7 protein-coding genes are annotated in these 12,505 nt (G+C 46.9%); 4 read left to right on the top strand and 3 right to left on the bottom strand.

The features are described 5' to 3' along the window. The 3 genes from DXN04_RS26360 to DXN04_RS26350 all read left to right on the top strand — a co-directional run. Positions 1 to 4,145, top strand: a 4,145-nt coding sequence (locus DXN04_RS26360) for a Calx-beta domain-containing protein (protein ID WP_116856408.1), incomplete at its 5' end; no start/stop codon positions are given. A gap of 140 nt (positions 4,146 to 4,285) precedes the next feature. Further along, the gene (locus DXN04_RS26355; RefSeq protein WP_116856407.1) at positions 4,286 to 5,866 is read left to right on the top strand and encodes a DHA2 family efflux MFS transporter permease subunit; all 1,581 of its coding nucleotides are present in this window, start codon (positions 4,286 to 4,288) and stop codon (positions 5,864 to 5,866) included. Positions 5,867 to 5,892: 26 nt separating this feature from the next. After that, entirely contained in the window at positions 5,893 to 6,339 is a 447-nt protein-coding gene (locus DXN04_RS26350) for a MarR family winged helix-turn-helix transcriptional regulator (RefSeq protein WP_116856406.1), read from the top strand. 58 nt (positions 6,340 to 6,397) lie between these two features. Here the strand turns inward: DXN04_RS26350 and DXN04_RS26345 are convergent, their stop codons facing one another. Beyond that, the gene (locus DXN04_RS26345) at positions 6,398 to 7,807 is read right to left on the bottom strand and encodes a glycoside hydrolase family 32 protein (RefSeq protein ID WP_116856405.1); all 1,410 of its coding nucleotides are present in this window, start codon (positions 7,805 to 7,807) and stop codon (positions 6,398 to 6,400) included. 225 nt (positions 7,808 to 8,032) lie between these two features. Here DXN04_RS26345 and DXN04_RS26340 point away from each other — a divergent pair, with 225 nt between their 5' ends. Next, complete coding sequence (locus DXN04_RS26340) at positions 8,033 to 8,881, top strand: universal stress protein (RefSeq protein WP_116856404.1); 849 nt, start codon at positions 8,033 to 8,035, stop codon at positions 8,879 to 8,881. Positions 8,882 to 9,027: 146 nt separating this feature from the next. On the opposite strand, the gene DXN04_RS26335 is transcribed toward DXN04_RS26340, so the two are convergent. Beyond that, a complete protein-coding gene (locus DXN04_RS26335; RefSeq protein ID WP_116856403.1) occupies positions 9,028 to 9,996 on the bottom strand; it encodes a PorP/SprF family type IX secretion system membrane protein in 969 nt (322 codons plus the stop codon). Positions 9,997 to 10,016: 20 nt separating this feature from the next. Next, positions 10,017 to 12,505, bottom strand: a 2,489-nt coding sequence (locus DXN04_RS26330; protein ID WP_116856402.1) for an Ig-like domain-containing protein, incomplete at its 5' end; no start/stop codon positions are given.

The following is a 12,505-nucleotide window of genomic DNA, read 5'->3' as shown; positions in this document are numbered from 1 at the left end:
GCGCCAACATCGATGTGACAGTGATAGATGATCAAACCATTGAAGCAGATGAAACTGTGATAGCAACTCTCACAGCAGCAACTGCTCCTACCCTGGGAACATTCACTGCCAATACCAGTGCTACTGTCACCATTGCCGATGATGAAAACAAAACCATCAGCATCGTGAATACCGCCAATGCATCTGAGCCTGCGACCAATGGTTCATTTACAGTGAGCCTGCCGGCTGGAGTAACCGCCGCTGAAGACATTTCAGTAACATACACTGTATCTGGTACGGCTACCGCTGGTACTGATTACACTACCCTCAGCGGCACGGTAACCATCCCTGCCGGTGCTAACAGTACAAGTATCGATGTGACAGTGATAGATGATCAAACCATTGAAGCGGATGAAATTGTGATAGCAACTATCACAACAGCTACGGCTCCTACCCTAGGTACGTTCACTGCCAATACCAGTGCTACGATCACCATTGCCGATGATGAAAACAAAACCATCAGCATCGTGAACACCGCCAATGCATCTGAGCCTGCGACCAATGGTTCATTTACAGTGAGCCTGCCGGCTGGAGTAACCGCCGCTGAAGACATTTCAGTAACATACACTGTAGCTGGTACTGCTACTGCAAGTACTGACTACAATACCCTCAGCGGCACAGTGACCATCCCTGCCGGGGCAAACAGTACAAGTATAAATGTGACAGTGATAGATGATCAAACCATTGAAGCAGATGAAACTGTGATAGCAACTCTCACAGCAGCTACGGCTCCTACCCTGGGAACATTCAACGCCAATACCAGTGCTACGATCAACATTGCCGATGATGAAAACAAAACCATCAGCATCGTGAATACTGTCAATGCTTCCGAGCCTGCGACCAATGGTTCATTTACAGTGAGCCTACCAACAGGTGTAACAGCTACTGAAGACATCACCGTGACTTATACCACATCAGGTACTGCTACAGCCGGCACAGACTACACAAGTCTCAGCGGCACAGCCACCATCCCTGCCGGCACGAACAGCGCCAACATCGATGTAACGGTTATCGACGACAAGATTATCGAAGGCAATGAAACAATTGCTGTAACGCTGACAGGAGCCACCGCTAACACGCTCGGTACCTTCACTGCCAATACCTCAGCGACAGTAACCATTGCAGACGATGATTTACAAATCATCAACATCACCACCACTAACGATGCTTCCGAACCTGCTACCAATGGTACATTCACTGTCAGCTTACCAACTGGCGTGACTTCAACACAAAACATCACCGTAACTTACACAGTAAGCGGCACTGCTACCGCCGGTACAGACTACACTACCCTCAGCGGTACTGTTACCATTCCTGCCGGTGCTAACAACACAAATATTGATGTCCCTGTAACAGACGACAAGATCATTGAAGGCAATGAAACAGTCATCCTCACCATTAACGATGCCACCGCATCCAGCGCAACGATGGCTATCTCCGATGATGATGTCGCTACCATCAGCCTCACAAAATCAGCTGATGCTGCGGAACCTGCTACCAATGGTACATTCACGCTAAGTCTGCCAGCAGGCCTAACATCCACTACCGACATCCTTGTACCTTATACTGTAAGCGGCACCGCTACCACCGGTGTTGACTATACTACCCTCAGCGGCATGGCGACCATCCCTGCCGGATCAAACAGTGCCACCATCAATGTCACTGTTATTGACGACAAGATGATCGAAACTAACGAAACCGTGATCCTGACCCTGGCCGACGGCTCATCTGCCACACTCACCATCACTGATGATGAAGATGCGACTATCAGTATTACTAAAACCAATGATGCCGCAGAGCCTTCCACAAATGGTGCATTTACTGTCAGTCTGCCAACAGGTATAACATCCGCTACAGCCATCACAGTACCTTATACTATAAGCGGTACAGCCACCGCAGGTGCCGACTACACAACCTTAACCGGCAACGTAATCATCCCTGCCGGCCAAAACAGCGCCGCTATCAATGTAAACATGTTGGATGATAAGATCATCGAAGGCAATGAAACAGTCATCCTCACACTCACAGATGTGACTAAAACTGCGACCCTGACCATCACTGATGATGAAAACCAAACCATCAGTATCACCAAAACAGCCAATGCAGCTGAACCGGCTACGAACGGATCATTTACTGTGAGCCTGCCAGCAGGGGTAACTTCCACACAGAATATCAGCGTACCGTACACTGTAAGTGGTACCGCTACAGCAGGCACCGACTACACTGCCCTAACGGGTAGCGTGATCATCCCAGCCGGCAGTAACAACGCCAGCATTACTGTAAACGTAATAGACGATCAACTTATCGAAGGCAGCGAAACTGTGATCCTCACTTTAACCGATGTAACTAAAACAGCTACGTTGACCATCACTGACAATGACCTGCCTACATTCAGTATCGTTAAAACCGCCGATGCAGCTGAACCTACTACAAACGGTAGCTTCACTCTTAGTTATCCGCCTAACATCACTGCTTACGAAGATGTGACCATCACGTACACCATATCCGGCACCGCTACCGCAGGCACCGACTACACTGCCTTAACCGGTAGCGTGACCATCCCTGCCGGTAAAAACAGTGCCGTCATTGCCGTGAACGTGATTGATGACCTGGTCTATGAAGGCAATGAAAATATCACCATCACACTGAACGGTGCATCCGGCGCTACACTGGGCAGCCTGAGTGCCAGCGGTACTGCGAGCCTTACTATCGCCGACAATGATCTTCCTCCACTGAGCATTGTAAAAACTGCAGATGCTGCCGAACCATCAACCAATGGAGGGTTTGTCATCAGCACCGCGGCAGCTTACACAGTAACAAGTCCGATCACCGTTACCTACACCATTGCAGGTACAGCCAACAATGGCACCGATTACAGCACCATGAGTGGTACCATCACCATCCCTGCCGGAGCCAACAGCATCACCCTGCCAGTCAATGTAATCGACAACTACAAAGCCGACGGCACAAGAACAGTGATCCTGACGCTCGTAAGTGGTACAGATGGTACTAATACCTACCAGCCGGGTACTGATTATACCGCTACAGTCAACATCACTGACAATGATGTAGCGAATTACCAGGCCTGGAAAGTGGCCAGTGTTCCATCCACCAACCCGGATGGCAAAATCCAGCCGGGCCAGGTCATCACCTACACCATCTATGTAAGGAATACCAGCAACACCGCTATCGGTCCCCTGACCATCACCGACAAGATCCCCACTAATACCAACTGGGAAAGTGGTGGTTCACTCGCCTCCGGTGTCGTGAGCTTCTCCATACCTTCACTGGCTGCAGGTGCTGTGACCCAGGTAAGCTTCCAGGTGAAAACATATGAGAACCTCGATGGCGTACCATCTATCAATAATACCGCGCATGTATCTGACGGTTTCAATAAAATACCTACCTATGCATGTGATCCGCAAACAGCCACCTGCGACACGGTGACCAAAGTAATAGTAAGGCCTGCCAAGGGAGACCTCACTATCACCAAGACCGTTGCAGCGCCTGGTCCATATGTGATAGAGGACTACATCACTTACAACATCGTTGTGAAGAATGTGGGCTACAGCTCCTTCACCAACCTTGTGATTGTAGACTCGCTGCCTTACAACCTGGATCTGCCTTATCACACGACTACTACCAAGGGTTCTACCGCCTTCAGTGTAAGTCCAAGAAAAGTAACCTGGTATGTAAATGAACTGGTGCCAGGTGACAGCGTATTCATCACCGTAACCTGCCGTATCCTGGCCGGTGACCATGTCATCAACACCGCTTATGTATGGGCAAATGAAGGTGAAGCGGATTATACCAATAACACCGATATTAATAAGGAAGAAACCTCCAACAAGGACCTCTACTTTATTAATGCCTTCAGACCTGGTGCTGCGCAGAACAATAAGTTCGTGATAGTAGGTATCGAGAAATACCCGGGTTCACACCTCCTGGTGTACAGCCGTTGGGGAAATGTCGTGTTTGAGTCCAAAAACTACAACAATGACTGGACTGCCGATAATATTCCAATGGGCGAATACATTTACAAGGTGGTGGTGCCGAAGAAAACAGGGAAGTTTACCTACTCCGGAACAGTCCTGATTATCAAATAGTTTAAAAAAACAACATACCTAAAGGCCGGCTTCTCAGGAAGCCGGCCTTTTTTATTGGTGAAATATTATAACAGTGGCAATTTAAATAGTTGGAATTCCAACTATTTATTCTATACCTTTGTAGAAATCTTTAATCCATCATGCAACAGCTCCCTTCGCTGGTAGAATATGGTTCCCGCAGGGTGATTATCACCATTACCGCTGTCGTATGTGCCTTACTTGAAATTATTGACACCACCATTGTGAACGTTGCATTGCCTGATATGCGCGGTAGCCTTGGTGCCACCCTCAATGAAGTCAGCTGGGTCATTACAGCTTATTCCCTTGCCAACGTTATTATTGTTCCTATGACCAGCTGGCTGTCCCAGCAGTTTGGGCGAAGAAACTATTTCGCGGCTTCCGTGATCATTTTTACAGTTTGTTCCTTCCTCTGTGGTAACTCTTCCAACATCTGGGAACTGGTGGTTTTCAGGTTCATACAGGGCCTCGGTGGCGGTGCATTGTTAGTAACCTCACAAACGATCATCACTGAAAGCTGGCCACCTGAAAAGCGTCCTACAGCCCAGGCAATCTATACCCTGGGGGTAATTGTAGGCCCTACCCTGGGCCCTCCTTTAGGTGGGTACATCATCGACAATTACAGCTGGCCTTACATCTTCTATATCAATATCCCGATCGGTATCATCGCAGCACTCCTCACCTTGCAGTATGTAAGGAGTCCGCAGTACGAATCCAAAAGAAGCGCCAGCGAGGTAGACTGGTGGGGCATCGTATTCCTGACCATCGGTATTTCTTCTTTACAGTACGTATTGGAAAAAGGGCAGGAAGAGGATTGGTACAGCAGCGAGATTATTATAATATTGACAGTAACCGCCATTTTTGGTCTCTTCTTCTTTATATGGAGGCAGATGACTTATAAATATCCTATCGTGCAACTGAGGGTACTTAAAAACGGGAATCTTCGTATAGGGGTGACCCTTTCATTTATCATGGGCTTTGGCTTATTTGGTTCCACCTTCGTCATACCACTGTACACACAGACCCTGCTGGGATGGACGGCCCAACAATCGGGGATGCTGCAGTTGCCAAGTACCCTGTTCGTTGCAGTCATGATGCCCGTGGTCGCCGTCCTGATTCAAAAAGGTATTCCGCAGAAATACCTGATTGCAATAGGTATGATTGCCTTCTTCATTTACAGTTTGCTTTCTTATAAAATCATTGGCCCGGATACCGGTGCACATGATTTCTTCTGGGTGCTGATCTTACGAGGTTTTGGCCTGGGGCTGTTATCAGTACCTGTCAGCACGATGTCTCTCTCTACATTGAAAGGGGCTGAAATAGGTCAGGGCGCAGCATTTTCTGGTATGTTGCGACAACTGGGAGGGGCCTTTGGGGTGGCATTGATTTCAACCTTCGTAACCAGGCAGACAGATCTGCACAGAAGCACACTGGTAAGTCACCTGGATGTCAATAACCCGGATGTACAAAGCAGGGTGGCACAAATGGCCGGTGCAATGCGTGCAAAAGGATTTGATATCGAAACAGCGCAAAAGAAGGCCTATGCACTGATGGATGCGGGTGTGATGAAACAGGCCACAGTATTGTCTTACATGGACGTATTCCTTTGGGTAGGTGTGATGTTCCTGGTCTGTGTTCCTTTTGTATTGGTATTCATTAAGACCTCAAAAGCAAAAGTAAACATGGCGGATGCAGCGCATTAGCAAAAAGCAATATCTTTGCTGTAGTTATGGCATCACAAACTTTATCAGAAAAAGCAAAAGATCTGCTTAGATCAATGAGTGAAGTAAGGAATACCTTGCGCCAGTATATCTCTGTGCGCATTAGGGAAGAAGAAGTTGATATCACCTTTGAACTCCTGGAGATCCTGGCCTACCTGTATAAAAAAGACGGGATCAACCAGCAGGAAATTGCAGATCTGATGTTGAAGGATAAGTCCAGTATGACTTACCAGATTGATGGACTGGTAAAGAGAGACCTGGTGAAAAGAATGGAGGACGAGAATGACAGAAGAAACAAATTGATTTTTCTGACGGAGAAAGGCAAAGGTCTGCAGGAAGTATTGCAGTCATGGGTAGCAGCTTTGTACGATAAGTCGGTAAAGGATGTTGATGTCGGAGATATGGATACGGCGCTGGCCCTGGTGCAGAAAATGAATGATAATCTGAATTCATAAATATAAAAAGCTTATGCCTGATGTGGGCATAAGCTTTTTTGTTAAGGGGCTGTTTTGATTATTTAGGCTCCCATACTTTTAATGACTTTACTTTAACATTTCCCTGTCTGGCAAACAAGGAGACTTCATGGTCTTCTTTGGGAGGATACACCAGGCAGGTCAACACCTGTGCACCACCATTTACAAATACTTCTACTGAGCATTTATCCTGCAGTACCTGTAGTCTCAGATCTCCCTTGGGAACAGTTTGGGTCTTCTTTCCATCCTTCCAGGCTATCACCAGTTCAGTTCCTTTGCAGGTAATTTCAACCTGCGGTAGTTGAATACCGTAGGCCGCAGCAGTACCGGAGGAGAAAGTGACATCTATCCAGTTCGTATTATTTTTAAACTGTTCCAGCACAAAAGGCTGATCATCGATTACCAGGTCCTGTTTCTCTAATTTAGCTGCAGGCAGTTTAATTACACTGGATGGTTGCTGGAATAAGCGCACTCCCTCCGGAGTTGTTTTTAAAGCCAGATCTCTCGGGATAGACATAGACCCTGTCCATGGATAAGCTGGTTGATTGGAAGGCATGAGCCATCCTATCATTGTCCTTTTTTCACCGGGGAGATGATTATATGGGATAGCCGCATAGAAAGCAGGTCCATAATCGACGAACTGTTGATGCGCGGCATTGTTGTCATTTTTAAATTCCTTTCCGTCAAAGTCCCCGGTGAAATACTGCAAGCCGGTTTCCGCATCCTGGTTACCTGAGGAAACCATCAGTAACCATTTAGTTTTCTTAGGATCGCCATCCACATGTATGGGGGTCAGTGAGGGGCATTCCCAGATCTTGCGGGTATCACCCTGGTTTCCAAATTCACTGAGTAAGGTCCAATGTTTCAGGTCAGTGGATTTATAAAACTGTACCTTTTTCTCATTAGGCAGGGCGACAGTCATGAGCCAGTGCTTTTCCTTTTCCAGCCAGATCACGTTCGGATCGCGGAAATCCTTTTTATGCAGATCGATAACCGGGTTGCCGGCATATTGGTGATAGCTCATACCACCGTCATTGCTATAGGCGATGAACTGGGATTCCTTTTGCTGATTTGGCTGATCGGCCGTGTAAATGGCCACTATAGAATTCTTGCCAAAACCACTGGTATTAGACTTGTCCAGCACTGCAGAACCGGAGAAGATCCAGGTGGTGGTATCAGGTTTTACCACTTCAGGAATAGCTACCGGCAGGTGCTGCCAATGCAGCAGGTCCCTGCTCACAGCGTGCCCCCAGCTCATATGCCCCCATTTGGTATCGAACGGGTTGTATTGGTAATACAGATGGTACTGACCATTAATATATATCAGGCCGTTAGGATCATTGATCCAATTTTTGGCAGGTGTAAAGTGATAAACCGGACGCTGAGTAGTATCTACCTGGGCCTGGGCGAAAAGCGGCAGCAGGCAGCATAACAAATGGTATAATTTCATAACGGGCTACAGTTTAAACGATTGTTAAGTTAAACAATGTTTAACTTATTTAACATGAAAAATTTGTTGAGACAGGCTAAAAATAATGTAAATTTAATTAAGAGATTCCACTGATTGTTTGCAGCTGTTATACAGATTGAAATCATTTTCTTCCGCATACTTTTTGCTTAAATTTATTACAACGTATAAGGCTGATGCCTTTATTGATGATCAAAATTTTGTATTATGAAAACGATGCTTATTCCCGTTGATTTCACGGCTACAACTGAAAATACGATTCGTTTTGCAAGTGAGTGGGCACACCGGTTTGGATACAATCGCATTATTTTGTTAAAGACCTTTTACGATTCTGTGTTTGACAATATCGCAGTATCTGCGGAATATGCACCTGTGAGCCAGGACTTCAGGTGGGAGGAACGGAGAGAGAGTACACAGAAGCTGGATAGAATGGCGGATGAGCTCAGTGCCAGACTGGAGGATGATATGGCAATTTTGACTGCGGTGAGTGAGTCACCTTTGCTGAGGGCTATCAATGAAACGATCAGGGAAGAGGCTGTGGACCTGGTCTTGCTGGGAAGCGATAGTTGCCAGTCATCCAATAATAGTTTTATAGCCGGAAATATCATCAGTATAGCAAAAATTTCTCCTGTGCGGGTGCTGGTAGTTCCCTCCCACTATAGTTTCAGGCCGCTCAATGATGTATTGCTGCCTTGTGATTACAGGATGATGGGGAACCTGGCAAAGCTGAACGATCCAAAGGTTTCAACCATTGCTAAGAATATTTATCTGCATGTGTTAAATGTGGATGCGAAAGAGAGATATATAAATCCGAATGAGGAGTTTAAGAATTTAGAGGCGCACCTGCATAGTTATTTGCAGAACTTTAAGCATGACATTAATTATAGTAATGAGAAGAATATTATTGATGGAATTATAAAGTATACGAATGAGCATGATTTTCAGTTGATCATTTCACTGCCGGGGAAACATAGCTTTTTGTATTATCTGACTAATAAGAGTATCTCTGAGGCGATATGCAGGAATGCAAAGGTACCGGTGATGATTTTGAAGTAAGAGATGCTTATTTTCGCAGCTGAAAGGTGTTCTTTTGAATAATTATTGCTGAGAAAGGAAATATTTAAAAAAACTAAAGGTGTACCGAATAGTCGATACACCTTTTTTTGTAACTATATTAATTCTATAACACCCTTTGTAAATGCCTAAAACACCCTTGGATTAGCCATCCTCACCTTGAACCCAGGGAAAGTATATCCTACTGATACTTCATGTGTACCACTGCTATACCCATTCAATGGGCCGGTAGTGATATCATAGGCATACCCTACCCGCATATTCGGCACCGGGAAGAGCTCAATCGCCGCCACTACAGAGTTACTGTAAGTCAGTGTACTTTGCAGGTAATCCTTATTATACAGGTTCACCCTGGTACGATAAGACCCTCCTAACCAGATGATGTCTTTGTAGAGGATGAATGTATTCCAGTCAAGACTGGTAGGACCGCCTAAGTCATCCTTCAATAAGAACGATGGCTTGAGCTGGAAATCTTCATTCAATGGCAGCAACACACCTGCAGTGAGGTAGTAGTGCATTTTGGATTGTGGCACCAGTTTATACTTCCCGCTCTTCAGGTAGTTAATGATCATATTATCTACCGAGAAGCCGGCATAAAAGCGGTCATTGGAGAAGTACACCCCTGCCCTTGCATCTGGCGACACGGTGCGCTGAACACCCGCAGGCATAGTGGTTTCAGGGTCATTGGTGACCAGTTCCGAAGCATTGATGCTCCTTTGCAAAATACCGAAACTGACACCGAAAGCGAGCCTGGAACTTCCGTCCGCATTCAGGCGAATGCGATAAGCATAGCTACCATAACCACCCAGCGTGCTCTGTGCACCCAGTTTGTCGCTGGTGACCTGGAAGGCCAGACCAACGTTATCATTTGCCACAGCAGCATCTACAGCTACTGAGAAAGTACGCGGTGCACCACGGATACCGGTCCACTGACTACGATAAAAACTATGCGCATTCAGTTGCTCCTTGTAGCCAGCATATGCGGGATTAATATAAATCCCGTTAAACATATACTGGCTGTACTGTGCATCCTGCTGGGCCTTCAGCGTCAATGACCCTGCGAATAATAAGCCTGCGATTAAAAATATTTTTTTCATGGTTTTCAGCGCTAATCACATTAATTGTTAAAGTTCCTTACCAGTGTAGTGTATCCTTTGATCACTTCCCATCCTGAACTAGCTGTGCGTTTGATACGCAGCAGATAGAAATAAGTCCCTTCGTTCAAGCCATCTCCTTTCCATGTATTCTGGTAGTTCTTTTGTCTGTATACTTCGTTGCCCCAACGGTTTACGATGATCAGTTCTGTTTCAGCATACTGACTCAGGCCCCTGATCTCGAATACATCGTTTCTACCATCGCCATTCGGTGTGAACAGGGTTGGTACGGTGATCTCTGCGAATAATGCAGAGATCCTGACAGTAGCGGTGTTGGTAGTTTTACCATCAGCTGTTTTCACCTGGTAGGTAAAGGTGTCATCACCGGTGTAACCTGTAGCAGGTGTATAAGTGACGGTACCATTGCTGTTCACTACTACTGAACCGTGAGCCGGTTGATCTATGATTGTTATAGAACCCGTTTCGAAGGTCGAAGTACCGGCGCTGTCATTAGCGAGTACGTCGATGTCGAGTGGTGTGTTGGCGATTACAGTTACACTGTCGTCAACGGCAACCGGGTTGTTTGAGTTGTCAGGTGTGACGGTTACACTTACCGCAACGGTGGTTGTTTTACCCTTATCATCTTTCACAATGATGGTGAAGGTATCGTTACCAGTGTAGCCTGGTTCAGGCGTGTAAGTGTATGTACCATCGGCGTTCACTACAACGGAACCGTGAGCAGGATCGCCGCCTTTTTCGAAGGTGAGCGGACCGCCTTCAGGATCAGTTGCGGTCATCGTACCAGTGCCTGGTTTATCCTGTTCGGTTGTCAGTGTTTCGCCGCCTGTTACAACAGGTGCCTGGTTAGGGGGCGTTACAGTTACGTTCACGGTTACCTCGGTTTCATTACCCTTGTCATCTTTTACAATGATGGTGAAGGTATCGTTGCCGGTGTAACCTGGTTCAGGTGTGTAAGTGTAAGTACCATCGGCATTTACAACTACAGTACCGTGAGCAGGATCATTGCCTTTTTCGAAGGTGATTGGATCGCCGTCAGGGTCGGTGGCGGTAACAGTACCTGAGACAGGTTTACCCTGTTCGGTGCTGGTGGTTTCGCCGCCGGTGATAACCGGTGCCTGGTTAGGCGGTGTAGACGGTGTTACGGTTACATCCACGGTTACTACCGTTTCATTACCCTTATCATCTTTTACAATGACGGTGAAGGTATCATCGCCGGTGTAGCCTGGTTCAGGTGTGTAAGTGTAAGTACCATCGGCATTTACAACTACAGTACCGTGAGCAGGATCATTGCCCTTATCGAAGGTGATTGGATCGCCGTCAGGGTCGGTGGCGGTAACAGTACCTGAGACAGGTTTACCCTGTTCGGTGGTATTAGTTTCGCCGCCGGTGATAACCGGTGCCTGGTTAGGCGGTGTAGACGGTGTTACGGTTACATCCACGGTTACTACCGTTTCATTACCCTTATCATCTTTTACAATGACGGTGAAGGTATCATCGCCGGTGTAGCCTGGTTCAGGTGTGTTAGTGTAAGTACCATCGGCATTTACAACTACAGTACCGTGAGCCGGATCATTGCCTTTTTCGAAGGTGATTGGATCGCCGTCAGGGTCGGTGGCGGTAACAGTACCTGAGACAGGTTTACCCTGTTCGGTGGTATTAGTTTCGCCGCCGGTGATAACCGGTGCCTTGTTAGGCGGTGTCACGGTTACAGTCACGGTTACGGTTTTCGGATCACCATGGCCATCGTCTACAATGATGGTGAAGGTATCGGTACCGGTGTAACCTGGTTCAGGCGTGTAAGTATAAGTACCGTCGGTATTTACGTTTACAGAACCGTGGGCTGGATCACTGCCTTTTGAATAGGTGAGCGGATCGCCGTCAGGATCGTTAGCTACCAGGGTATCGATGACAGGTTTGTCTTGTTCTGTGTTGATGTCATAACCGCCTGTTACTACTGGTGGATTATTAGTAGTAGTTGGAGGGGTGACGGTCACTGTGACGGTCACTGTTTTTGGATTACCGGTACCGTCGTCAACGATGATCGTGAAGGTGTCGTTACCGGTGTAGCCTGGTGTTGGTGTGTAAGTGTAAGTACCATCGCCATCTACGACTACTGAACCGTGGGCTGGGTCGTCGCCTTTTGAATAGGTGAGCGGATCGCCGTCAGGATCGTTAGCTACCAGGGTATCTTTGACAGGTTTGTTTTGTTCGGTGGTGGTGGTGTTGCCGCCTGTTACTACTGGTTCGTCATTTACCGGAGCGATGGTAAATTTAACAACCGCGGTGTCGCAGAGGCTTGGCGTACCATTGTCACAAACTTTGTACTTAAGGCTATCCAGGCCATTGAAGTCCTTGTTAGGTGTATAAGTGAAGCTGCCATCGGCATTCAATACTACTGTTCCATGTACAGGAGCTGTGATCAGGGATGCGGTCAGTGCATTTCCTTCAGGATCCGTATCATTAGTCAGAACATTGCCTATTGCGTCGGTAT

It is taken from the genome of Chitinophaga silvisoli, from assembly GCF_003412465.1.
Lineage (GTDB): Bacteria > Bacteroidota > Bacteroidia > Chitinophagales > Chitinophagaceae > Chitinophaga > Chitinophaga silvisoli.
This window is presented reverse-complemented; position numbering and strand designations above follow the sequence as displayed.

Excerpts from the sequence above, each read along its gene's own strand:
- DXN04_RS26335 (WP_116856403.1), bottom strand. The coding sequence starts at position 9,996 with ATGAAAAAAATATTTTTAATCGCAGGCTTATTATTCGCAGGGTCATTG.
- DXN04_RS26340 (WP_116856404.1), top strand. The coding sequence starts at position 8,033 with ATGAAAACGATGCTTATTCCCGTTGATTTCACGGCTACAACTGAAAAT.
- DXN04_RS26350 (WP_116856406.1), top strand. The coding sequence starts at position 5,893 with ATGGCATCACAAACTTTATCAGAAAAAGCAAAAGATCTGCTTAGATCA.
- DXN04_RS26345 (WP_116856405.1), bottom strand. The coding sequence starts at position 7,807 with ATGAAATTATACCATTTGTTATGCTGCCTGCTGCCGCTTTTCGCCCAG.
- DXN04_RS26355 (WP_116856407.1), top strand. The coding sequence starts at position 4,286 with ATGCAACAGCTCCCTTCGCTGGTAGAATATGGTTCCCGCAGGGTGATT.